Source organism: Micromonospora sp. NPDC005413, from assembly GCF_040606435.1.
GTDB lineage: Bacteria > Actinomycetota > Actinomycetes > Mycobacteriales > Micromonosporaceae > Micromonospora.
Genome location: NZ_JBEXEV010000034.1, coordinates 54,889 through 77,424, shown reverse-complemented (window position 1 = coordinate 77,424; position 22,536 = coordinate 54,889). Strand labels below are relative to the sequence as shown.

General features: G+C 70.0%; 21 protein-coding genes and 1 pseudogene. 4 read left to right on the top strand and 18 right to left on the bottom strand.

Going from position 1 to position 22,536, the window contains the following annotated elements:
- From ABZS37_RS27205 to ABZS37_RS27185, 5 genes and pseudogenes are all read right to left on the bottom strand, one after another.
- Nucleotides 1–94: pseudogene (locus tag ABZS37_RS27205) on the bottom strand (hypothetical protein); the annotation flags it as partial.
- 171 nt (nt 95–265) lie between these two features.
- A complete protein-coding gene (locus tag ABZS37_RS27200) occupies nt 266–859 on the bottom strand; it encodes an ATP/GTP-binding protein (protein ID WP_007455465.1) in 594 nt (197 codons plus the stop codon).
- A gap of 1 nt (nt 860) precedes the next feature.
- Entirely contained in the window at nt 861–1,238 is a 378-nt protein-coding gene (locus ABZS37_RS27195; protein ID WP_354995473.1) for a DUF742 domain-containing protein, read from the bottom strand.
- 98 nt (nt 1,239–1,336) lie between these two features.
- The gene (locus ABZS37_RS27190; RefSeq protein ID WP_030329023.1) at nt 1,337–1,741 is read right to left on the bottom strand and encodes a roadblock/LC7 domain-containing protein; all 405 of its coding nucleotides are present in this window, start codon (nt 1,739–1,741) and stop codon (nt 1,337–1,339) included.
- Nucleotides 1,738–5,349, bottom strand: coding sequence for a nitrate- and nitrite sensing domain-containing protein (locus tag ABZS37_RS27185; RefSeq protein WP_355173477.1), 3,612 nt, complete (start codon nt 5,347–5,349; stop codon nt 1,738–1,740). The genes ABZS37_RS27190 and ABZS37_RS27185 overlap by 4 nt, the downstream gene beginning before the upstream one ends.
- Nucleotides 5,350–5,852: 503 nt before the next feature.
- Here ABZS37_RS27185 and ABZS37_RS27180 point away from each other — a divergent pair.
- Entirely contained in the window at nt 5,853–6,146 is a 294-nt protein-coding gene (locus tag ABZS37_RS27180) for a hypothetical protein (protein WP_354995475.1), read from the top strand.
- Nucleotides 6,147–6,151: 5 nt separating this feature from the next.
- Here the strand turns inward: ABZS37_RS27180 and ABZS37_RS27175 are convergent, their stop codons facing one another.
- Nucleotides 6,152–7,225, bottom strand: a complete 1,074-nt coding sequence (locus ABZS37_RS27175; RefSeq protein WP_355173475.1) for an adenosine deaminase — start codon at nt 7,223–7,225, stop codon at nt 6,152–6,154.
- Nucleotides 7,226–7,336: 111 nt separating this feature from the next.
- Here ABZS37_RS27175 and ABZS37_RS27170 point away from each other — a divergent pair, with 111 nt between their 5' ends.
- Nucleotides 7,337–7,627 carry a hypothetical protein gene (locus ABZS37_RS27170; RefSeq protein WP_355173473.1) on the top strand — a complete coding sequence of 97 codons (291 nt, stop codon included), beginning with the start codon at nt 7,337–7,339 and terminating at the stop codon, nt 7,625–7,627.
- A gap of 1 nt (nt 7,628) precedes the next feature.
- A complete protein-coding gene (locus tag ABZS37_RS27165) occupies nt 7,629–8,483 on the top strand; it encodes a putative RNA methyltransferase (protein WP_355173471.1) in 855 nt (284 codons plus the stop codon).
- Nucleotides 8,484–8,518: 35 nt separating this feature from the next.
- Here ABZS37_RS27165 and ABZS37_RS27160 read toward each other — a convergent pair whose 3' ends face one another.
- From ABZS37_RS27160 to ABZS37_RS27145, 4 genes are all read right to left on the bottom strand, one after another.
- Nucleotides 8,519–9,199: a DUF4272 domain-containing protein gene (locus ABZS37_RS27160; RefSeq protein ID WP_355173469.1), complete on the bottom strand. Its 681-nt coding sequence runs from the start codon at nt 9,197–9,199 to the stop codon at nt 8,519–8,521.
- A 111-nt stretch (nt 9,200–9,310) separates the two neighbouring features.
- Entirely contained in the window at nt 9,311–10,591 is a 1,281-nt protein-coding gene (locus tag ABZS37_RS27155) for a thymidine phosphorylase (RefSeq protein WP_355173467.1), read from the bottom strand.
- 202 nt (nt 10,592–10,793) lie between these two features.
- A complete protein-coding gene (locus ABZS37_RS27150) occupies nt 10,794–11,504 on the bottom strand; it encodes a cytidine deaminase (RefSeq protein ID WP_355173465.1) in 711 nt (236 codons plus the stop codon).
- Entirely contained in the window at nt 11,501–11,635 is a 135-nt protein-coding gene (locus tag ABZS37_RS27145; protein ID WP_355173463.1) for a hypothetical protein, read from the bottom strand. The genes ABZS37_RS27150 and ABZS37_RS27145 overlap by 4 nt, the downstream gene beginning before the upstream one ends.
- A gap of 11 nt (nt 11,636–11,646) precedes the next feature.
- Here ABZS37_RS27145 and ABZS37_RS27140 point away from each other — a divergent pair, with 11 nt between their 5' ends.
- On the top strand, nt 11,647–12,282 hold the full coding sequence (locus tag ABZS37_RS27140) for a nitroreductase/quinone reductase family protein (protein WP_355173461.1): 636 nt from the start codon (nt 11,647–11,649) through the stop codon (nt 12,280–12,282).
- Between the two features lie 64 nt (nt 12,283–12,346).
- Here ABZS37_RS27140 and ABZS37_RS27135 read toward each other — a convergent pair whose 3' ends face one another.
- The 8 genes from ABZS37_RS27135 to ABZS37_RS27100 form a co-directional block, all read right to left on the bottom strand.
- Entirely contained in the window at nt 12,347–13,627 is a 1,281-nt protein-coding gene (locus ABZS37_RS27135) for an ABC transporter permease (RefSeq protein ID WP_355173459.1), read from the bottom strand.
- Nucleotides 13,628–13,630: 3 nt separating this feature from the next.
- Nucleotides 13,631–15,010, bottom strand: a complete 1,380-nt coding sequence (locus ABZS37_RS27130) for an ABC transporter permease (RefSeq protein ID WP_355173457.1) — start codon at nt 15,008–15,010, stop codon at nt 13,631–13,633.
- Entirely contained in the window at nt 15,007–16,554 is a 1,548-nt protein-coding gene (locus tag ABZS37_RS27125; protein WP_355173489.1) for an ABC transporter ATP-binding protein, read from the bottom strand. The genes ABZS37_RS27130 and ABZS37_RS27125 overlap by 4 nt, the downstream gene beginning before the upstream one ends.
- Nucleotides 16,555–16,809: 255 nt before the next feature.
- A complete protein-coding gene (locus ABZS37_RS27120; protein ID WP_355173487.1) occupies nt 16,810–17,877 on the bottom strand; it encodes a BMP family ABC transporter substrate-binding protein in 1,068 nt (355 codons plus the stop codon).
- A 277-nt stretch (nt 17,878–18,154) separates the two neighbouring features.
- Nucleotides 18,155–18,496, bottom strand: a complete 342-nt coding sequence (locus ABZS37_RS27115; RefSeq protein WP_355173485.1) for a hypothetical protein — start codon at nt 18,494–18,496, stop codon at nt 18,155–18,157.
- 67 nt (nt 18,497–18,563) lie between these two features.
- Nucleotides 18,564–19,379 (bottom strand): sugar ABC transporter permease, encoded by an 816-nt coding sequence (locus ABZS37_RS27110; protein ID WP_355173483.1) that lies wholly within the window; start codon nt 19,377–19,379, stop codon nt 18,564–18,566.
- Between the two features lie 92 nt (nt 19,380–19,471).
- Entirely contained in the window at nt 19,472–21,112 is a 1,641-nt protein-coding gene (locus ABZS37_RS27105; RefSeq protein WP_355173455.1) for an ABC transporter permease subunit, read from the bottom strand.
- The gene (locus tag ABZS37_RS27100; protein ID WP_355173453.1) at nt 21,112–22,362 is read right to left on the bottom strand and encodes a maltose ABC transporter substrate-binding protein; all 1,251 of its coding nucleotides are present in this window, start codon (nt 22,360–22,362) and stop codon (nt 21,112–21,114) included. Before ABZS37_RS27100 ends, ABZS37_RS27105 begins: the two co-directional genes overlap by 1 nt.
- Between the last annotated feature and the right edge of the window lie 174 nt (nt 22,363–22,536).

The window sequence follows — 22,536 nt, the reverse complement described above, 5'->3', positions numbered from 1 at the left end:
CGCTGTACAGGGCGGCGGTGCGCTTGCCCAGCGCCACGGCGTTGGCACCGGTGAGGGTGGCCAGGTCGAGCAGCAGGTCCGGTTTGAGCTGCTGCGCGCGTATGCAGGAAAGACCCCCGACACGAGAACGCCGCCTTCCACAGGTCGTGGAAGGCGGCGTGGCGACGCACAGGCTCGTCGGCCGACCAGCCCGCGCGGTGGCACAGGGGCAGCATGCAGCGCCCGATGGCGGCCGGAGCCGCCACCGGGCGTGAAGCGTCCCCGATCAGGCCGGGGCGACGGCGCGCGTACGGCGCATGGTGAGCACGTACTCGACCAGCGAGATCAGCACGTGCTTCGTCGACTCCCGGTTACGGGCGTCACAGGCCACCACCGGCACGTCGCTCGAGATCGCCAAGGCGTCCCGAACGTCCTGCGGGTCGTGGTACTGCATCCCGTCGAAGCAGTTGATCGCCACCAGGTACGGCAGGCGTCGGTGCTCGAAGAAATCGATCGCCGCGAAGCAGTCGGCCAGCCGGCGAGTGTCCACCAGCACGACCGCACCGATGGCACCCCGCACCAGTTCGTCCCACATGAACCAGAAACGGGTCTGACCCGGCGTACCGAACAGGTACAGGATCAGGTCACGGTCGATCGAGATCCGGCCGAAGTCCATGGCCACCGTGGTCGTCGTCTTGCCCGGCACCTGCCGGGTGTCGTCGACGCCCACGCCAGCGGAGGTCATGATGGCCTCGGTGGTCAGCGGCGTGATCTCCGAGACCGAGCCGACCAGCGTCGTCTTACCGACGCCGAATCCACCGGCGATAACGATCTTCGCCGACGTCACGCGCCCACTCGGGTTCGGCGGGCGGTGCGACATGTCAGAGCCTGCGAAGTCCACTCAGCACCCTCTCCAGCAGTTCAGTGCCCACCGCGTCGTCGGAGTCGTCCAGGATGGTCGGCTCATGGACCGCGACCAGGCCGTCCGTCGCCATGTCGGCGATGAGCACCCGGGCCACACCGAGCGGGAGCTGCAGCCGCGCCGCGATCTCTGCGAGCGATTGCACGCGTCCGTCACACAGCGCGGCGATGTACTGGTGTTCGCGGCCCTGGCCGCCGTTGCCATTGGCAGCGGCCCGGCCGCGCACCGTCGTCTCGACGAGCGCCTCCAGCGCGATGTCGAGCCGGGGACGGGTACGACCACGGGTCACGGCGTATGGACGGACCAACGCTCCGGTCGGTTCGTCACGATCGGCCATCTCGCCGCTCACCTCCTTCGTACCCGCTACCGGCTCCCACCGGTGAAGCCCGTCGTTGTCGTCGTTGCAGTCGTGCCGACCTCACGATCGGCGCGGCGTCAGCCCAGCATGCCCGCAGCCGCACGCGGCTGCGGGGTCAGCGCGTCGCCCACCCGGTCGACCAGCAGCGCCATCTCGTAGCCGACCTGGCCGACATCGGAGCTGCGGGCTGCCAGCACGGCGAAGGACGAACCGTCCGAGATGGACATCAGGAACAGGAAGCCATTGTCCATCTCCACGACGGTCTGCAACACCGCGCCTCCCTCGAAGCAGCGGGCTGCCCCCTGGGTCAGGCTGACCAGACCCGATGAGATCGCGGCGAGCTGGTCGGCTCGGTCCCGCGGCAGGTCCCGTGACGACGCGAGGAGTAGGCCGTCCGCCGAGACGGCGACCGCATGCGCGACACCGGGCACCCGGTCGGCGAAGTTGGCCAGCAGCCAACCAAGATCCTGCGTAGTTGTCATCCTTCTTGCTCCTTCTGCCCGCTCCCGGCCACCGGGCCTGAGCCAGACTGCGAGGATTTCCCTCCCGGAGTCGCCTCCGGGCTGGTCGGGTTGTCCGAGGTGCTACGCCCTCGCTGCACGCCCCGGTGGTAGGCGGAGAGCAGGCCACGGACCGCCTCCGGGGAACGCCGCTGGACCGACGTGGTGGGCTTTTCTACCGCACCCGGCACCAGCTGCGCCATCGGCTTGCGCTTCGGCAGACCGGTCGTGGTGGTCTCGCTCACCGGCGCCGCGCCAGCCGCTGCCGAAGCAGCACGCCAGCCGTCGTCGGCAGCGGTCTGCCAGCCGTTGGTCTGCGATTGGGGCCGTCGGTTCGGCAGGCTCTCGGCGAGTTTGGGGCGAGCGCCCTCGTTCGCTGTGGAGCCGTTGTCCCGCGGCGCTCCTCCGACCGTCGGAGTGTCTGCCATCGGTGTGTTACCTGTCGTCCCGGGTGGTGTCTTGTGGACTGTCCGACCGGTGGCCTCGACCGTGGCGAACTGCTGGGTCGCGGTGTCGCCGTTCGTCGCCGGTGGGGCACCGGCCGCGGCCTCCTCCGAGCCCGAGCGGCGGGTACGGAACCAGGCTGACTCGAGCTCCCGGAAAATCGGCAGCTCCATCGTCTCGTCCGCGTACCGCTGGCGGTTCTGCGCCTGCGGCTGCTGCGGCGCGGGCCGGCTCTGGGGAGCCGGAGCCGGAGCCGGAGGCTGGGCTGCGGCGGCCGGCTGCTCGCCGGGTCGCGGCACCCGCGGCAGCTCCGTCGTCATGTCCAGAGCGGCGGCGAGCCGCTCAGGCACCGGCGGGGTCGCCACATCCCGGTCGCCACCCGGCACCGGCGGCCAGGCCGGCGGTGCGGGGGCGCTGGGCGCCTGCGCGGGCGGGGCGGATCGGGGCGCGAACCCGCTGAACGACTGGCCGGAGGCGGGTGGCGCCGAGTAGGGCTGCCCCGAATACGGCAGACCTGACGCCGGCGTGGCCGACACCGGCGCCGCGGACACCGGCGGACCGGCGTACGGCTGCCCGGAGGCCGGGGCGGCGGACACCGGCGGACCGCCGTACGGCGCACCCGAGTAGGGCTGCCCCGAGTACGGCTGCCCGGAGTACGGCTGGCCCGAGTACGGCTGCCCGGAGGCTGGCGACGCGGAGACCGGCGCGCCGGAGTAGGGCTGCGCGGAGACCGGCGGCGCAGAGTACGGATGCGCCTCCGGACTGCTCGGCAACTGCCGAGGAATGGACGGCTGCTGGCCGGCACTCGTGGTGTCGTCCCCGGCGCGGCGCTGCGGCAGCGGGTCGATCGGCTGGCCGTTGGCCGACCGCGGGGTGAACCCGTCGCCGCCGTTGACGCCGTTCGTCCCGGCCGCGCCGGTCAGATCGGACCAGGCCGGCATCGAGCGGTACACACCGGTGTTGGCGGGGGTGCCGGCACCGTTGCGCGATGCGGGGTCGAATGGGCGACCGCCGAGGGTCACCTGGTTGCCGGACTCGCTCGGGCGAGGGCCGTTGCCCAGCGCGGGCAGCGCGCCGAAGGCCGGCGCGGGCCCACCGTGCTGCGGGCCGCCGACCGCGGGCAGGGCCGGGGGCTGCTGCACCCGACCGGAGAGCGCCCGGGGCACCAGCACCGAGGTGGGCAGGGTCACGTCGGCGACCGTGCCACGATCGACGCCGGGGCGCAGCTCCACCCGGACACCGTGCCGGGACGCCAGCCGGGCGACCACGACCAGGCCCATCATCCGGGACACGGCCACGTCCACCTGCGGCGGCGTCGCGAGCCGCTCGTTGAGGTCGTGCAACTGCTCGGCACTGATGCCGATACCGCGGTCCTCGACGTAGAGCGAGGAGCGGTCGCCGACCCGGCGGGCCTCGACCATCACCTGCGAGTCGGGCGGGGAGAACGCGGTGGCGTTGTCGAACAGCTCGGCGACGAGGTGCACCAGGTCGTTGACCGCGTGCGCGGAGACCTCGATGTCGCGGTCGATGACCCCGAACTCGATCCGGGTGTAGTGCTCGACTTCGGACTGTGCGGCGCGCAGCACGTCGATGAGCGCGGCCGGCTCACGCTGCACGCGGGTGGAGTCGGCACCGGCGAGCACCAGCAGGTTTTCGTCGTTGCGGCGCATCCGGGTGGCCAGGTGGTCGAGCTGGAACAGCTCGGCCAGCCGGTCCGGGTCCTCTTCGCCGCGCTCCAGCCGGTCGAGGTGCCCGATGAGGCGGTCGACCAGGATCTGCGAACGGCGGGCCAGGTTGACGAACATGGTCGCGACGGAGGCGCGCAGTGCCGCCTGCTCGGCGGCCGTGCGGACGGCCTCCAGGTGAACGGCGTTGAACGCCTCGGTCACCTGGCCGAACTCGTCCTTGCTGCGGACCGGCAGCGGCTCGGCGATCTGGTTGGCCAGCTGCACCGGGGAGAGCTGCCCGACGACCTGCGGGTCACGCAGCCGTGCCACCGCCTGGGGCAGGCCGTACTGGGCGACGGAGAGGGCACCCTGCCGCAGCTCACGGAGTGAGCGGGCCATCGAGCGGGCGACCAGGTACGCGAAGAGGATGGCCAGCAGCAGCATGCTGAGCAGCAGGCCGGTCTCCAGGAACACCTGGCGCTGGACGTCCGAGCGGAGGTTGTCGGCCCCGGCGACCACTTCGCCGTCGAGTTTCTTCTCGACGGTGCGGATCAGCTTGGCGTTGGCCGTCATGGCGGCTTCCCACTGGTCCGGTCCGAACGGCGCACCGCGCATGTCGCCGGTGGTGTTGCCGTCGATCCAGCCGGTGTAGTTCTGTGCCTCCCGACGGTCGCCGCCCGCGACCGTCTGGTCGTGGAACTTCGCGTCGTCGGGGGTCGCGACGGCCTTGAAGCTCTGCAGCGCCTGCTGCTGGCCGGTGCCGCTGGCGATGTAGTCGGTGCGCAGCGCCGGAGTCAGGCGCTTTCCGCCCTTCACCCCCAGCGCGCGGTGCACGACGACCCGGCGTGCGGCGAGGAACTCCTTCTCCCGGGCGACCGCCGCGGCGGCGCGCATCCGGTCGCTCAGGTCGTTGTCGCCGGCGAGCTGCGTGGCCGAGTCACGGATGGCGAGCAGGTCACTGATCAGGCCCTCGTACGCCTGGACGGTCTCGGTGAGCGCGAGCTTGCCGCTGAACACCTGACTGCGGATGCCCGACAGGTCCTGCAGGTTCTGGTCGATGCCGTCGAGCAGCGTCTCCAGGCTGCCCGGCAGGTCCTCGACCTCGGTCCGCTGCTGCCGGTAGGGGGCCGCGTCCCGGTCCACCCGGGAGTTCACCCGGTTGTAGGCCTCCTGGTACTGCGCCGTCGGCTGCGTCCCGTCCGCACCCAGCAGCAGCACGGCGGCGGTCCGCTCGTCCTGCAGGCTGTCGACCAGGTCACCTGAATAGCTCGACAGGTTGGCCAGGTCGCCGGCTCGGTTGGCATTGTTGAGCGTCTCCACGTGGTCGACAAGACCACTGGTGCCCACCACGACCGTGGCGATGGTCGGCACGATCATGATGAGACCGAGCTTGGACCAGATCGGCATGTCCCGGAGCCGGCTGGCCGGCCGGCGCAGCCGCGACAGGAAGGAGCCCGCCGTCTTTGGCCGTTTGCTCACGTCACCGCCCTCGCGATTACAGCTTCAGCGCGTTGCCCCGGGCAACGCCCAGCGTCCGACCCGGGCGGGTCGGACCCCCGAGATTCCATCACGCCGGTGGGCAAGAAGAAAGCCCAGGTTGTCACCTACCGAAGGTGTGATGAGATGTTGATGCGATTTGATAGCAGTCCGTCTGGCCGGAGTAACTGAAGGTAATGGAACATCCGCACCGCGTTGTCCTGCTCGCGGGCCCTTCTGGGTCCGGAAAGTCATACATAGCGCAGCAAACCGGGTTGCCGGTGCTCTGCTTGGACGACTTCTACAAAAACGGCGATGACCCTACGTTGCCACGACGAAACGGCCAGGTGGATTGGGAATCGCCGCAGTCCTGGGACGCCCCGACCGCGGTGGAAACCATTGCCCGCCTAGCTCGTGAGGGCCGGGCCGATGTGCCGGTTTATGCGATCGGCGCAGATCGACGCGTGGCCACCCGGCCATTCGATGTCGCCGGATCGCCACTTTTCGTGGCCGAAGGGATTTTCGCCGCCGAGATCGTCGAGGAGTGCCGTCGCCGAGGACTGCTCGCCGGGGCGTACGCGCTGCGTCGACCGCGTGGCGCGACCTTCCTGCGCCGGCTGGCCCGCGACCTGGCTGAGCAGCGCAAGGCGCCCCGGGTGCTGGTCCAGCGCGGCGTGGCGCTACTCCGGGCCGAGCCCGCGGTGCTGCGTCGGCAGACCGGTCTGGGCGCGGAGGCGGCGCGCGCCCGGGAGGTGCTGCGCCGGGTGGCCGGCCTGCTCGCCGGCCACCCGCACGGCTGAGGAGATCAGGCCAGCAGCTTGCCGTACGCCGGCTTGATCACCTCATCGATGATGCGCAGCCGCTCGTCGAACGGGATGAAGGCGCTCTTCATCGCGTTGATGGTGAACCACTGCAGCTCTTTCCAGCCGTAGCCGAACGTCTCCACCAGCAGCGACATCTCCCGCGACATGGAGGTGCCGCTCATCAACCGGTTGTCGGTGTTGACGGTGACCCGGAACCGCAGGTCCCGCAGCAGGCCGATCGGGTGGTCCGCGATCGAGGCGACCGCACCGGTCTGCACGTTCGACGAGGGGCACAGCTCCAGGGGGATCCGCTTGTCCCGGACGTACGCGGCCAGCCGGCCGAGCGCGCCGTCGGGGGCGATGTCGTCGACGATCCGCACCCCGTGGCCGAGGCGGTCCGCCCCGCACCACTGGATCGCCTGCCAGATCGACGGCAGACCGAACGCCTCGCCAGCGTGGATGGTGAAGTGGAAGTTCTCCCGTTGCAGGTATTCGAAGGCGTCCAGGTGCCGGGTGGGCGGGAAGCCCGCCTCGGCACCGGCGATGTCGAAGCCGACCACCCCGGAGTCCCGGTGCCGCACGGCCAGCTCGGCGATCTCCTGGGAGCGGGCGGCGTGCCGCATCGCGGTGAGCAGCGTGCCCACCCGGATGCTCAGGCCCGCCTCGACAGCCTGGGCGGTGCCCTCGGCGAACCCGGCCAGCACCGCCTCGACCACCTCGTCGAGGCTCAGGTCCCGCTCGAGGTGCTGCTCCGGGGCAAAGCGCACCTCGGCGTAGACCACCCCGTCGGCGGCCAGGTCCAGTGCGCACTCGCGGGCCACCCGGCGCAGCGCCGGCCCGGTCTGCATGACCGCCACGGTGTGCGCGAACGTCTCAAGGTAACGCTCCAGGGAGCCGGAGTCGGCGGCGTCCGCGAACCAGCGCCCGAGTGCCTCCGGATCGGTGGTGGGCAGCTCGTGGCCCACCTCCGCGGCCAGCTCGACGATCGTCGCCGGCCGCAGCCCGCCGTCGAGGTGGTCGTGCAGCAGCGCCTTCGGAACCTTGACGATGTCCTCGTACCGGATAGTTGCGACCATGCTCAGACCCTAGTCAGCCAGCCCCGGCTGGCCGAGCCAGCCCGCTCATCCGGGCCAGCCGTGCCGAGGGGGTAAATCGATGACGTGTCAACCAAAAGGCTAGACTCGGGGATGCTCTGGTCACGCAGCAGGCTCTCCCACCACCTGACCCGCATGCAGCAGCGCGGCCTGGTGACCCGGGAGGAGTACGCCGACGACGCCCGTGGCTCGATCATCGCGCTCACCCCGGCCGGTCGGCAGGCCATCGAGTCCGCCGCCCCCGGCCACGTGGCCGCCGTCCGCCGGCACCTCATCGATCTACTCACCCCGGCCGAGGTCGAGGCGCTCGGCGCGCTCACCCACCGGGTGGTCGACCACCTCGGCGGCCGGGCGCCCCACCCGCGGCACGACCCGGCGGCCTGACGTGGACCCACGCATCCTGGAGCGGCTGCGCTGCCCGGTCTGTGGTGAGCCGCTGAACGAGGCGACCGCCGGCACCACCCGGGCGCTGCGCTGCCCGCGCCGGCACAGCTTCGACATCGCCCGCCAGGGTTACGTCAACCTGCTCGCCGGTCGCGCCCCGCACGTCGGGGACACCGCCGAGATGGTCGCCGCCCGGGCGGACTTCCAGGCCGCCGGGCACTACGACCTCGTCTCGAACGCCCTCGCCGATGCCGCGACGCAGGCCACGCCGGACTTCGGGGCGTACCCCCTCGTGGTGGATGCCGGCGCCGGCACCGGCCGGTACCTCGGCGCGGTGCTGGCGGCGTTACCGGACGCGGTGGGTCTGGCCCTGGACGTGTCCAAGCCGGCGCTGCGGCGCGCGGCCCGCGTGCATCCCCGGGCCGCCGCGGCGCTCGCCGACACCTGGCAGCGGCTACCGCTCGCGGACGCGTCGACCGCCGTGCTGCTGAACGTCTTCGCCCCGCGCAACGGCCCGGAGTTCCACCGGGTGCTCGACCCGGCCGGCACGCTGCTGGTGGTCACACCCGACACCGACCACCTCGCCGAGTTGGTGGATGCCCTCGACCTGCTGCGGGTCGACCCGGACAAGGCCGACCGGGTGACCGGCAGCCTGGGCGGGCACTTCACGCCGGTCAGCTCGGCGGTGCACCGGGCGGAGCTGGCCCTGACCAGAGCGGAGGCCGCCACCCTGGTCGGGATGGGCCCGAGCGCCTGGCACACCGACCCGGGCGCCCTCGCCGCCCGGCTGGCCGCACTGCCCGAGCCCGTCCGGGTGACCGTGGCGGTCCGGCTGGACGCGTACCGACCCCGCTGAGCTCAGGCTCCACCTGAGCTCAGGCTCCGCTGAGCTCAGGTGGAGAGGTCGACCTCTTCCCAACCGGGCGGCTCGTCGTGGTACGGCCCGCGCAGGATCACCGCCCACTCCAGAGCCCAGCGCCGCTGCCCGATCGCGTTCGCGTCGACCAGGCCCGGCGCCCGCCGGCCGCCGCGCTCGGTCTCCAGATACGCCCAGTCCAGGCAGTAGTGCAGGTCGAGCAGGGCGGCCGCGTCGGCCGGGTGCTGCGGCGCCGTGAGGATCCGGGATCGCCAGCGCGGAAACGTCTCCCCCTCGGCGATGTGCGGCAGCCGCTCGACCAGCCGCTCGTCGACGGCCAGGGTGGGGTCGAGCTGCTTGGTCAAGCCGAGCACCCAGGCCAGCGCGAAGAGCGCGTCGTGGTGCAGCACGAAGGAGCGGTGGTCGCCCTTGCCGCCCATCACGAACTGCCACTCCGGCGGGGTGACCATCTCGACCAGGTGCGAGCCGAGCAACCAGCTCATCGCCGACTGTGGGGGCATCCCGAAGCAGCGGGCCAGGATCAGGTGCAGCACGGCGATCCGCGCCTCGATCTCCGCCGTGGGGCGCAACTCAATCGTGTCGCCCGGCTCCCAGACGAGCGGAAACTGGGCCGGCGGCAGCGGCAGGCCGAGCCGGGACAGCTCGTCCAGGCTCGCCTCACGCACCTGACGTGGGTCGGGGGCAGCAACGGTCACAGGGCAACTTCCTGTCTGTTCGCGCCGGCTCAAGGCCGGTTGTCCCCCCTTGGCCTGCGACAATAGCGCTCCCAGGTGACCGGCACCACGCCCACCCCGACCGCCGTTCGATCAGCCGATGCGCTCGATGACCAGCGGCGTCGTCGCCGAGGCGGTCGGCGCGATCCGTACCGCGTTGGCGGCCTCGGCCAACGCCGCCGGAATCCGCGTCGCGTCCTCGGCGCGCAGCTCGTAGAGGGGGTCACCGGCCCGCACCGCGTCGCCCGGCCGCCTGTGCAACACCACACCCGCCGGCACGCTGACCGGGTCCTCCTTGCGCGCCCGACCCGCGCCGAGCCGCCACGCCGCAACCCCCATCGCGTACGCGTCGATGGCCGCGACGTGCCCGTCCTGCTCGGCACGGACCACCTCGACCTCGGCGGCCTCCGGCATCGGCGCGTCCGGGTCGCCACCCTGCGCCCGGATCATCGCCCGCCAGGAGTCCATCGCCCGGCCGTCGCGCAGCGCCGCCGCCGGATCGGCGTCCGGCAGACCGGCGGCGTCGAGCATCTCCCGGGCCAGGGCCAGCGTCAGCTCCACCACGTCGGCCGGCCCACCACCGGCCAGCACCTCGACCGACTCGGTCACCTCGACCGCGTTGCCGATCGCCAGGCCCAGCGGGGTGGACATGTCGGTGAGCAGGGCGACCGTCCGCACACCGTGCGCGCCGCCCAGCTCGACCATGGTCCGAGCCAACTCGCGCGCCTGGTCGACGGACTTCATGAAGGCACCAGAGCCGACCTTGACGTCGAGGACGAGCGCGCCGGTGCCCTCGGCGATCTTCTTGCTCATGATCGAGCTGGCGATCAGCGGGATCGCCTCCACGGTGCCGGTCACGTCGCGCAACGCGTACAGCTTGCGGTCCGCGGGGGCGAGCCCGGCGCCGGCCGCGCAGATCACCGCGCCGACCTCGTCCAGCTGGGCGATGAACTCGTCGTTGCTCACCGTGGCCCGCCAGCCCGGGATGGACTCCAACTTGTCCAGCGTGCCGCCGGTGTGCCCGAGACCACGGCCGCTCAGCTGCGGTACGGCCGCGCCGCACGCCGCCACCAGCGGGGTGAGCGGCAGAGTGATCTTGTCGCCGACGCCGCCGGTGGAGTGCTTGTCGACCGTCGGCCGGCGTACCGCCGAGAGGTCCAGCCGCTCACCGCTGGCGATCATCGCGGCGGTCCACCGGGCGATTTCCGGCCCGGTCATGCCGTTGAGCAGGATCGCCATCGCCAGGGCGGACATCTGCTCGTCGGCGACAACCCCCCGGGTGTACGCGTCGACCACCCAGTCGATCTGCGCGTCCGACAGCACACCCCCGTCCCGCTTGACCCGAATGACATCAACAGCAGCAAAAGCACTCACTCTGTGGTTCCTTCTCACGTCGTTGTGGATACGGCCAGGGCCGTGTCAGCCGCCGCCCACCATGATCACGCTGGAACGAGGTAGTAGTCCCCTCTCGTCGCGAGGTAGGGCACTACTTCCAGGATCGAGCACGATCATGGCGGCGCGGGGCGGCCTCGCGGTCGTCCGCGACCTTGAAGCGCGGTCGTCCGCGACCTTGAAGTCAGCCAGCAGACCAGCGAACAGGGATCTCCATCGGCGGCTCACCCTCGCCGGCCCAGAAGATCGTGCCGGTCGCGTCCACCACGACCACCCGGGGCGATCGGGCCAGGCCCCAGGTGATCGCCTCGGCCGGGTCGTCCCAGCTCGGGGCCTCCTCCAGCACCCCGGTCTCAGCGCCGGCGTCGTCTCCGGCCGACCGTTCCCAGTACGCGGTCCAGACCTGCTGACCGGCGGACATGTCCGGGTGCACGAAGACGGTGCCGCGCCCCCGCCAGGCGGCCAGCCGCTCCGGGACCACCGGCACCGGCGTCTCGCCGGTCACGGCTTCCAGGTCCTCCACGCCGAAGGCGTGCGGCAGCAGCTCGGCCATCCGCAGCGGGCGGGTCCTGCTCTCGATCAGGCACTCCGGCCCGCCGTGCTCCCAGAGCAACTGCCGGCAGCGGCCACACGGCATCAGCGGCTCACCGGTGGCGTCGACGCAGGAGAGCGCGACGAGCCGTCCGCCGCCGGTGGCGTGCAGGCTGGAGATCACGCCGCACTCGGCGCAGAGCGTCACCCCGTACGCCGCGTTCTCCACGTTGCAGCCAACCACCACGCGGCCGTCGTCGACCAGCGCGGCCGCGCCGACCGGGAACGTCGAGTACGGCGCGTACGCGTGCCGCATCGCGTCGGTGGCGGCAGCGCGCAACCGCGCCCAGTCAATGTCGGTCATTCCATCATTCTGCCGAAGTAGGCCAGGTCAGAAGCGGGCAGGGCCGGGTCCACGGGCAGGCGCAGCCCGGCCAGCCGGTGAGCCCGACTCATCGGCCGCGCCACCGCAGCGGTGAGCGGCGGCACCACCACGGTCGGAGGCAATGCCGAGGATGACTGCTCGGGGTGAAAGGGACGTTCGGCCCTGCATCTTCCCCTCGGGACAGCCAACCCTGGAGCCGAGGAGGGACACCTGCGACCGAGGGGAAGATGTGATGGCGAAGTTGGGGAGCTGGCCGTTATCCGCGAACGCTCTTCGTCGGATGTACGCGGGGGGCCGCGGTAATGCGGCGGCCCGCCGGTTCGCCCGGCTGTGGGCGGCCGTCTACAGTGCTGGCCTGCACCCGAGGCGCTGGGTGACACTCGAGGTCGTGGGACGCCGCACCGGTCGGATCACCCGGTTCCCGCTGGGTATGGCCGACTGGCAGGGCGACTGGTATCTGGTGCCGATGCTGGGCGAGAGCTGCAACTGGGTCCGAAACGTACGTGCGGCCGACGGCCTGGTGACCATTCGGCACGGGCGTGCCCGGGTCTGCCGCCTGGTCGAGGTGCCGGTCGACGAGCGTGCACCGATCCTCAAGCGGTATCTGGCGACGGTCCCCGGAGCCCGACCGCACCTCCCCGTCGACCGGCACGCACCCTTGTCCGAGTTCGCGGCAATCGCGGCACAGTACCCCGCGTTCCGTGTCGAGACGGCACCCGTGAGCAGTCCGAATACCGGTGGCGAAAGGCCAGCGTGATCATGATGACCGGCGCGACCCTCGCTGTGCCCGGCGGGAAACGCCGCCGGGCACAGCTCGGGCGTCAGCCCTTGATGTACGGCTTGCCGTCGGCGGCCGGTGCCCGGACCCTGCCGACCAGCCCGGCGACCGCCAGGATCGTCGCCAGGTAGGGCAGCATGGCCAGGAACTGGCTGGGGATCGCGCTGTTGATCGCCCCGAGATAGGTGGCGAGCTGGTCGGCGAAGCCGAAGAAGAGCGCGGCGAGCAGCGCGCCGGTCGGGTTCCACCGACCGAAGATCAGCGCGGCCAGTGCGATGAAGCCCTTACCGCCGATCATGTTCTTGGTGAACGAGTAGAGCGCCAGCGTGTAGGACGCGCCGCCGATACCGGCGACCACCCCGGCCAGCAGCACGTTGCGGTAGCGCACCCGCAGCACCTTGACCCCGAGCGTGTCGGCGGCGATCGGGTGCTCACCGACCGAGCGGGTACGCAGCCCCCACCGGGTGCGGAACAGCGCGATGTGGATCACCAGCACCAGGAGCAGGCCGAGGTAGAGGAAGATGTTGCCGCGGAACAGCGCCGGGCCGAGCACCGGGATGTCCTTGAGCAGCGGGATCTCCCAGTTACCGAAGCGGGGCGCGCTGTTGTACTTCGCCGCGTCGGTCTGCATCAGCCGCTCGTAGAGGAAGCCGGTGACGCCGACGGCGAGCAGGTTCAGCACGATGCCGATGACCACCTGGTCGACCAGGTAGCGGATGGCGAAGACGGCCAGCAGCAGCGAGATGAACGCGCCGCCGAGGGCGGCGGCCACCAGGCCCACCCAGACGCTGCCGGAGATGCTGCCGAAGAGCGCGCCGCTGAACGCGCCCATCAGCAACTGCCCCTCGATGGCCACGTTGACCACACCGGAACGCTCACAGAGCACACCGGCCAGCGCGCCGAAGATCAGCGGCAGAGCCAGGATGAAGGTGCCCCGGATGATGTTGACCAGGGGCATGAAGTTCTGCCCGGTCGGCGCGGCGGAGACCTGCCAGCAGAGGAAGGAGAGCACGAAGCCGACCAGCCCGATGCCGAGCACGGGAAGGAACCACCGCTTCGGCACCCCGGCGAGCAGGGCCGCACCGGCGGCGATCGCGATGATCCCGAACAGGATCGCGCCGATCGTGCCGTTGATCTCCAACGCGGCGCCGGCCGCGTCATCGCTGAGCGTGAACCGGGCCTGCTGTTCGGTGGCGAGCGCGCCGAACAGCACCGCCGCCAGCAGACCGAGCGCGAGCAGCACGAGGCCGACCTTGCGGTTCCGGGTCCAGAAGCCCTGGTCGACCGCGGCGACCGCCACGTCGGGGACAGCCATGGTGGACATGAGTTACCAGCCCTTCGCCAGGCTCGTCTGCAACCGGGCGGCCCGTGCAGCCCGGAGCTGGAAGATCGCCTTCACCAGGGCGGGCGCGGCGATGAAGATGACGATCAGCGCCTGGAGCACCGTGACCAGCTCCAGCGAGATCCCCGAGTACGACTGCATCCGGTTGCCGCCAGCCTGGAGCGCTCCGAACAGCAGCGCCGCCAGCAACACCCCCCAGGGCCTCACCCGTCCGAGGAGTGCCACCAGGATGCCGTCGAAGCCGATCTGCGCGACCACCAGCGGGGTCAACGCGCTGGCGGTGGAGCCGAGCACCATGTTCGAGCCGCCGAGACCGGCCAGGATCCCGGCGAAGACCATGATCAGGATGTACGTCCGGGTGACGCTGATGCCAGCGGTGCGGGCGGCGTCCGGGTTGGCACCGACCGCGCGCAGCTCGAAGCCGAGCGTGGAACGGTTGAGCAGCCAGGCGACCGCCCAGGTGGCCAGCACGGCGAGCAGGATGCCCGCGTGCACCCGCAGGTTGTCGCCGAGCAGTCGGGGCAGCTGCGCGGAGGTGTCGACAGCCTTGCTGATCGCGTCGGTGCGGGTGGGGTCCTGCACGCCGTTCTGCACGATGAGCCAGGTCAAAAAGTACGTGGCGACGTAGTTGAGCATGATCGTGTTGATCACCTCGTGTGCCCCGGCGCGAGCCTTGAGGATGCCGGGGATGAAGCCCCACATCGCGCCGCCCAGAGCGCCGGCCAGCACTGCCACCAGCAGATGCAGGCCGGGCGGCAGCGGCAGCAGGAAGCCGGCCAGCGCGGCGAAGATCACGCCCATGGTGGCCTGACCCTGGGCGCCGATGTTGAACAGGCCGCCGCGGAAGGCCAGCGCCACCGACAGGCCGGTGAAGACCAGCGGCGCGGTGTAGGTGAGCGTCTCGGAGATCGGCGCGAGCACGGCCTCCCAGCCGTTGGTGCCGTTCAACCAGCCGGAGAACGCCTCCGGGTCGAAGACCGAGCCCTTGAACAGGTTCGCGTACGCCTCGCTGACCAGCGTCCAACTGGAATTGAGCGCGTCGGACGGGCGCGAGGTGATGTACGAGAAGGTAGAGAGCACGTCCGGATCAGAAATGATCATCAGAACCGCGCCGACCACGATCGCCAGCACCAGCGACAACAGGGTCACCGTGAAGGTGTTGGCCGCCCAGAGGTTGTCCAGGAACATCCGGCCCAGGGTGGGCTCCGGCTCCGACTTTGGCTCCGACTTTGGCTCCGGCGCCGAGCTGCCCGGCTCGGTTGCCAACTCGGCCCGTTCGGTGTTGCCGAGCGCGTTCTGCGCGGCCTGCGCCTCGCTCGCCGGTTCCTTGTCCGGCGAGCCGGACTGCGGGTTGGGGTCGCTCATGTCTCATCCTCGTTCGCGGAGCCTGCGTCGCTCGCCGGGCTCCCGTCGGTAGCCGTGCCGTCGGTCGACGCGGCGTCCGCACCGCGCTCGGGGACCGAGTCCGGGCTGATGCCGGCCATCAGCAGGCCGATCTCCTCGCGCGGGGTGTCCGGCCCGACGATGCCGATGATGCGGCCCCGGTACATCACCGCAATCCGGTCGGCCAGCCCGATCACCTCGTCGAGCTCGCTGGAGACCACCATGACGGCGGTGCCGACGTCCCGCTCGTGGATGATCCGGCTGTGGATGAACTCGATCGACCCGACGTCGACGCCGCGGGTCGGCTGGGCGGCGATGAAGAGCTTCAGCGGCCGGGACAGCTCCCGGGCCACGATCACCTTCTGCTGGTTGCCGCCGGAGAGGGTGCCCACCGGCGCGTCGGCCGATGAGGTGCGGACGTCGAACTGCTCGATCCGCTCCTTCGCCGACGTCGCGATCGCGTCCGGCTTGAGTGCGAGCCCGGCGCCGAACGGCGGCCGGTCGTAGATGTCCAGCACGAGATTCTCCGCGACGCTGAACTCCTTGACCAGGCCGTCCACGCTGCGGTCCTCGGGCACGTAACCGACGCCAGCGCGGAGCACCTTCTTGGTCTTCCAGCCGTCGATCCGGTCACCGGCCAGGCTGACCGTGCCGGCGAGCACCGGGCGCAGGCCCATGATCGCCTCGATCAGCTCGGTCTGGCCGTTGCCCTGCACGCCCGCCACGCCGAGCACCTCGCCCGCGCGCACGGTCAGGTCCACCCCGTCGACCGCGCGGATCTGCCGGTCATCGTCGACGACGAGCCCGGTCACCTCCAGCACCGGGTCGCCCGGCGTGGCCGGGGACTTCTCCACGGTGAGCCGGACGTTGCGGCCGACCATCAGTGCGGCCAACTCGTCCCGGCTGGCCTCCGGCGAGGCGGTGCCGACGGTCTTGCCGCGTCGAATCACGGTAATCCGATCGGCGATCGCTTTGACCTCGCCGAGCTTGTGGGTGATGAAGACGATCGACTTGCCGGCCGCCTTGAGCGACCGCATGACCGTCAACAGCTCTTCGGTCTCCTGGGGGGTGAGCACGGCGGTCGGCTCGTCCAGGATGAGCAGGTCGACGTTGCGGGTGAGCGCCTTGACGATCTCGACGCGCTGCTGGATGCCGACCGGCAGGTCCTCGATCACCGCGTCCGGATCGACCTGGAGGTTGTAGCGCTCGGACACCTCGGTGACCTCGCGCTTGGCCCGGCGTCGGTCCAGGAAGCCGGCGATGCCGCCCCTGACCTGCTCGGCGCCGAGCATGATGTTCTCGGCCACGGTGAAGACCGGCACCAGCATGAAGTGCTGGTGCACCATGCCGATCCCGGCGGCGATCGCGTCGGACGGGCCCTTCAGCTTCAGCGGCTTGCCGTCGACCAGGATCTCGCCCTCGTCCGGCTGGTAGAGCCCGTAGAGGACGTTCATCAGGGTCGACTTGCCCGCGCCGTTCTCGCCGAGCAGGGCGTGAATCTCTCCAGGCTCCACCGTCAGATCGATGTGGTCGTTGGCGACCAGATCACCGAATCTCTTGGTGATGCCGCGCAGTTCGAGTCTCAGCGCAACCTCCTGGAGTGCGAGCGATGGTGCAGCGTAGCTGCCGTTGACCGAGCCGGACCGGCCCGGCCACCGTGGCGCGCGATCGGCCGCTCCGGCCCCACGGGTGGTTAACCCGCGGTGCCGGAGCGGCCGGATCGGTCGTACCTGTCCCCCGCCGACTTTCCCGATGATCTCATCGGAGAGGCCGGCCGGTCGTCACTTGGTCGGCTGGGCTTTCGAGGTGACGGTGATGGTGCCAGCGGCGATGTCCGCCTTGATCTTGTCGACCTCGGTCTTCAGCTCGGCCGGAACCTTGCTGTCGAAGTCGTGGTACGGGGCGATCGAGACGCCGGTGTTGGCCAGCGTGCCCACGAAGCCCGGCGTGGCCTGCAGCTTCTCGCCACCGGCAGCCTTGAGCACAGCCTCCTTGACGGCCTCCGGGATGTTCTTGACCACCGTGGTGATGATCGCGGAGCAGTCCGGGGTGCTTTCGCAGCCGTCGACGTCCACCCAGATGGTGTTGTACTTGCCGCCCGAGGCCTTGGCCGCGGAGGTGGTGCCGAGGCCGGCGCCGCCGGCGACCGGCATGATGATGTCCGCACCCTGGGCGACCAGCGCGTCGGAGACCTTCTTGCCCTCGTCCTGCTTGGCGAAGTCGTTGGTGAAGGAACCCTTCTGGGTCTCCTTGTTCCAGCCCAGCGCCTGGACGTTCTTCTTCTTGGTGGTGTTGTAGTACGTCACGCCGTCGACGAAGCCATCCATGAAGATGGTCACCGGCGGGATCGGCAGGCCACCGTAGGTGCCCACCTTGCCGCTCTTGCTCATCCCAGCGGCCAGGTAGCCAGCCTGGAACGCGGCCTGCGCGGTGTCGAACTGCATCGGGTAGACGTTGGCGTCACCCGGGTTGGCGTCGACGATGCCGAACGCCTGGTTCGGGTTCGCCTTGGCGATCTTCGAGGTGGCGTTGGCCATCAGGCCACCGACCGCCAGGATGAAGTCGCACTTCTGGTTGACGTACTGCGTCAGGTTCGGCTCATAGTCAGCCTCAGCCTTCGAGGCCACGAACTTGGTCTCGATGTTGCTGTCGGCGGCCTTGGCCTCCTCGAGGCCCTTCCAGGCTGAGGTGTTGAACGACTTGTCGTCGATGCCACCGACGTCGGTCACCATGCAGGCGCTGAACTTCTTGGCGCCGCTGCCGGCGTTGTTGTCATCATCGGGGGCCTCGCCACACGCGGCGGCGCTGAGCACGAGCCCACCCACCGCGAAGATCGAGGCGATCCGCATCCCACGCACCGAACGCAAGACGTCTCCTTCCCATTGCACACCGCGCCTAGTGCGGTGGCAGCCCATCAGCCGACCTGCGGTATGCCGCCGGCTGTCCCACGTTACGGACGGGAGCGTACGCCCGCGCCCACCCACCGGCCGACAATCGTGCACGACTGTTGAACGCCTGTTACCCGGGTGTAACCCTTGCGTGGGGCACGTCACTCTTTGTGCTGCTAAGCAAGCACCCAGGCGTCGCGAAAGTCCGTTTTCGGGGGGCCGCTCCCCCTCTCGGACGTTACCGCCAGAAGACCGCCACTGCTGCGTTGACCAGGGTCAAACCGGCGATCGCGAGGAAGTGCCCACGGTTGACCGATTCCCGCTTTCGGGAGAAGAACACCATGACAAAGATCAGCAGAGCGAGTACCAACTTCGTCACAAGCTTCGCCGGCTCCGGCTCGTCGCCATCGCGCAGCGGCGCGGAAAGCCCGATGCCGGTCAGCAGACCGATCACCGAGCCCCACAGCATGGCCTGGTTGATCCGTAGCGGGCCGCTGACGTACTGGGCGATCGTGCCGCCGAGCAGCAGGGCGAAGCCGATCAGATGGACATAGAGAAGAATCAGTCGCAGTGCTTCCACGCCGCCCATCCTCCCCTATCAACGACAGTTTGTAGTAGTGGGGTCGGCCGATCGGCGCGTCGCCGGCTCATCCCTTGACGGCGCCGCTGGTGAGGCCGGAGACGATGAAACGCTGGAGGAACTGGAACACCAGCACGGTGGGGATCGCGGTGAGCAGGGTGCCGGCGGCGAAGATCCCGAAGTTGGTGTTCCGCTCAGCGCCCTGCAACATGCCTCGCATACCGACAGCGAGGGTCTTGGCGTCCGTGTCGGTGAGGAAGACGCTCGCCATCAGGAACTCATTGATGGTGTTGATGAAGGCGAGCAGCCCGGTCACCGCGAGGATCGGCGCCACCAACGGCAGCAGGATCCGGAAGAAGACCTGGGCGTGCGACGCGCCGTCCATGGTGGCCGACTCGTCCAACTCCCGGGGCAACGTGTCGAAGAAGCCCTTCATGAGCCAGGTGTTCACGCCCAGCGCGCCACCCATGTAGAGCAGCATCAGGCCCCACGGCGTGTTGAAGCCGATGGCTGGCCACAGGTCCGTGATGGCGCCGAAGATCAGGAAGATCGCCACGATCGCCAGGAACTGCGGGAACATCTGGATCAACAGCAGCGACAGCAACCCCACCCGTCGCCCCTGGAATCGCATCCGGGAGAAGGCGTACGCCGCGAGCGCCGAGAGGAAGACCGAGGCGAACGCGGCGCCACCGGCGATGAGCAGCGAGTTCAGGAACCAGTTGGCGAATTCGGTGCGCGCGAACAGATCCCCGAAGTTCTCGAACGACACCCCGCCGGTCGGCACCAACTCGGTGGAGGACAGCGTGCCGAGCGGATTGAGCGCCGCCGAGACGACGAACACGAGCGGGAAAAGGCTGAACAGCACGCCGAGCAGGCCGACCACGTGCCGCCAGCCGACCTGGGCGAACCAGCGGTTCCCCCGCCTCCCCGCGTTGCGGTCGACCGCCGTCGGGCGGCTCGCGCCGGTGAGTGTGGTCACGCGTACGTCTCCTCCTGTTGCCGGGTCCGCCGGAAGCTGACCGTTGAGACCACCGCGACGATGGCGAATATGAACAACGAGATGGCCGCGGCGAAGCCGAACTGCGCGGCCTGCCCACCGAACGCCAGCCGGTAGGTATAGGTGATCAGCAGGTCGGTGGCGCCGTTGCTGGGGTTGTCCGCCGGGAACGGCGCGCCCTCTGTGGTCAGGTAGATCGCGTTGAAGTTGTTGAAGTTGAACGCGAACGACGAGATCAGCAGGGGCGAGAGCGCGACCAGCAGCAGCGGCAGGGTGACCGCCTTGAACGACTGCCAGGGCGACGCCCCGTCGACGGAGCTGGCCTCGGTCAACTCCCGCGGGATGGCCTGTAGCGCGCCGGTGGCCACCAGGAACATGTACGGGTAGCCGAGCCAGAGCTGCACCAGGATCACCGCGGCGCGGGCCGACCAGTCCTGCCCGAACCAGTCGACGCTGAGCCCGAACAGGTTGTTGATCAGCCCGAAGTCGGTGTTGAACATGTCCCGCCAGACCAGCAGCATCGCGAACGACGGCATGGCGTACGGCAGGATCAGCAACATCCGGTAGAGGTTGGTGCCCCTCATCCGGGGCGAGTGCAGCGCCAGCGCGATCAACATGCCGAGGATGAACGTGCCGCCGGTGGAACCGATCGCGAAGGCGAAGTTCCAGATCAGCGTGCCGAGGAACGGCCCGGAGATCCGCTCGTCGGTGAGCACCCGGGTGAAGTTGGACAGCCCGACGTTCACCTTCCATCCCTGGGCCAGCCGCTCACCGTCGGCGGCGACGAACGCGCCGACCTCGCCGTCCGCGGCCCAGGTCTTGCCGCTGTCGCTGTCCTTCACGCAGTCACAGCCCGCGTCGTACGCCCGGACGGCCTTGCCCTCGTACGCCCGGGAGAGGCCGGACGAGCGCAGCGCGCCACCGGCGGTCGGCACCACCAGGTCGGTGACGTCCTTGCTGCGGGCGCTGGCCTGACCGACGTTCAGCACGGTGTAGCCGTCGGCAGCGGTGACCTTGCCGCCGGGGGCGACGGTGGCCGCGCCCGGGTCGAGCGGGCGCAGGCCCCGAGCGTCGCCGACAGAGACCGCGCCGGTCGCCGGGTCGGTGATCAGGAAGACCAGGGCACCGGTGGCCGGGTCGCCCGTTGTGGCGACGGACATCGGGTACTGGGTGGAACCCGGGACCTGCCTGACCGAGGAACTCTGGATCGCGACGATCGCGTCGTCCTTGCTGCCGCGGTGGCCGTCGCCGTAGTTGGTGAAGGCCGTGCTCGCTGTGTAGAGCACCGGCACGACCTGGAAGGCGATCAGGAAGAGCGTGCCCGGGACGAGGTACTTCGCCGGGATGTGCCGACGGCCCAGGTACAGGTAGAACAGCGCGGCGGTGGTCAGCACCAGCACCGCCAACCAGACCCACTTCTCGGCCTCCACGAGTGGGAAGGCCGCCCAGATCGCGATCCCGGCCACCAGGCCGAGCAGGATCACCTTCGCGGCGAGGCCGGTCGCGGTGATCGGCGCGTGGTTGCGCGCGGTACGGGAAGTGCGCGGGGACCCGGTGCGGACGGGCCCCCGGCCCGGGGTCTGCTGGGCAGTCCCCGGGCCGGACAGCGGTGTGCTCATTACTTGATCGAGCCGGCGATCGTCTTGCCAGCCGCGGTGACCGTGCTGGTCGGGTCGGCGCCGCCGATGACGGCGGCCTCGGCCTTACCGAACGGGTCCCAGATCGCGGCCATGGCCGGGATGGCCGGGAGCACCTGGCCGTTCTTGCCGGCCTCGATGAACTTGGCCAGATCCGGGTCGCCGCCCTTGACCTGGTCCAGCGCGGCGGTCAGCGCCGGAGGACGCGGGTCGGCCTGGTAGAGCGCCACGGCCAGTTCCGGCTTGGCGACGTAGTTGACGACGAACTCCTGGGCGAGAGCCTTGTTCTTGCCCTTGGCGGCCACGTAGAAGGACTGCACGCCCACGAACGGCGCGGCCGCCTTGCCACCGGCGAAGCCGGGAACAGCGGAGACGTCGTACGTGATGCCGGCCTTCTTCACGTCGGCGGTCGCCCACGGCCCGGAGACCAGGAAGGCGCACTTCTTGCCGGTGAAGGTGGCGGTCGAGTTGGTGTCAGCGATCGAGCGTTTCAGCACGCCCTCGCCCTTCTCGCCGAGTGCGGCGATCTTCTTGAACGCCTCGATGGACTCCGGCTTGCCCACGCCCAGGTCCTTCGGGTCGTAGTCGCCGTTCGCGGTGGTGCCGAAGAGGTAGCCGCCGGCCGAGGCGTACAGCGGGTAGATGTGGTACGCGTCGCCCTTCTGGCCGACCTGGAGGCACAGCGTCTCGGTGACCTTCTTCTGCGCCTTGAGCTGCTTACCGGTGGCGACCAGGTCCTCGATCGTCTTCGGCGCCTCGGGGGCCAGCTCGGTGTTGCGGATCAGCGCCAGGTTCTCCTGCGCGTACGGAACTCCGTAGAGCTGGCCGTTGAAGGTGACGGCCTTGATGGCGGTCTCGTTGAACGCGCTCTTCTGCTCGGCGGCGAGCTGCACGGGATCGATGGCACCGTTCTGGACCAGGTTGCCGATCCAGTCGTGCGCGCCGATCACCACGTCGGGGCCGCCGCCCTGGCTCGACACGGTCACGAAGTTGTTCTGGAGGTCCTCGTTCGGAACGGCCTGCACCTCGACGGTGACGCCGTTCTCCTGACCAAATTTCTCGGCGAACGGCTTGAGTGCGGCGGTGCGCTTGTCGTCCGCCCAGATGACCAGTTTGCCGCCGGCGGCCCTGGGGGTTTCCTTCGCGGCCGGCTCGTCGCTGTCGCCACCACAGCCGGAGGCGGCGAGCGCCAGGGCGAAGAGGGCGACCACACCCGCGGTACGGATGCGCATCGGTACTCCTGTCGTCATGGCGGGTCCGCCGGGGGAAGGGCGGCCCGCCAGTGGGAACCTCTGGAAGTTCTTGCCAACCGGCGCCTCAATACCGCGCCGCTGCTCTCGCATGTTGCGGGGACGTTAGCAAGAAGTTGCAGATCATGGAAGGACTTGCAGAGAGCCCCGCAAGAA

Excerpts from the sequence above, each read along its gene's own strand:
- ABZS37_RS27100 (WP_355173453.1), bottom strand. The coding sequence starts at position 22,362 with ATGCGCATCCGTACCGCGGGTGTGGTCGCCCTCTTCGCCCTGGCGCTC.
- ABZS37_RS27175 (WP_355173475.1), bottom strand. The coding sequence starts at position 7,225 with ATGGTCGCAACTATCCGGTACGAGGACATCGTCAAGGTTCCGAAGGCG.
- ABZS37_RS27135 (WP_355173459.1), bottom strand. The coding sequence starts at position 13,627 with ATGTCCACCATGGCTGTCCCCGACGTGGCGGTCGCCGCGGTCGACCAG.
- ABZS37_RS27200 (WP_007455465.1), bottom strand. The coding sequence starts at position 859 with ATGTCGCACCGCCCGCCGAACCCGAGTGGGCGCGTGACGTCGGCGAAG.
- ABZS37_RS27140 (WP_355173461.1), top strand. The coding sequence starts at position 11,647 with ATGCCGAGGATGACTGCTCGGGGTGAAAGGGACGTTCGGCCCTGCATC.
- ABZS37_RS27105 (WP_355173455.1), bottom strand. The coding sequence starts at position 21,112 with ATGAGCACACCGCTGTCCGGCCCGGGGACTGCCCAGCAGACCCCGGGC.
- ABZS37_RS27170 (WP_355173473.1), top strand. The coding sequence starts at position 7,337 with ATGCTCTGGTCACGCAGCAGGCTCTCCCACCACCTGACCCGCATGCAG.
- ABZS37_RS27130 (WP_355173457.1), bottom strand. The coding sequence starts at position 15,010 with ATGAGCGACCCCAACCCGCAGTCCGGCTCGCCGGACAAGGAACCGGCG.
- ABZS37_RS27150 (WP_355173465.1), bottom strand. The coding sequence starts at position 11,504 with ATGACCGACATTGACTGGGCGCGGTTGCGCGCTGCCGCCACCGACGCG.
- ABZS37_RS27190 (WP_030329023.1), bottom strand. The coding sequence starts at position 1,741 with ATGACAACTACGCAGGATCTTGGTTGGCTGCTGGCCAACTTCGCCGAC.
- ABZS37_RS27120 (WP_355173487.1), bottom strand. The coding sequence starts at position 17,877 with ATGCGGATCGCCTCGATCTTCGCGGTGGGTGGGCTCGTGCTCAGCGCC.
- ABZS37_RS27195 (WP_354995473.1), bottom strand. The coding sequence starts at position 1,238 with ATGGCCGATCGTGACGAACCGACCGGAGCGTTGGTCCGTCCATACGCC.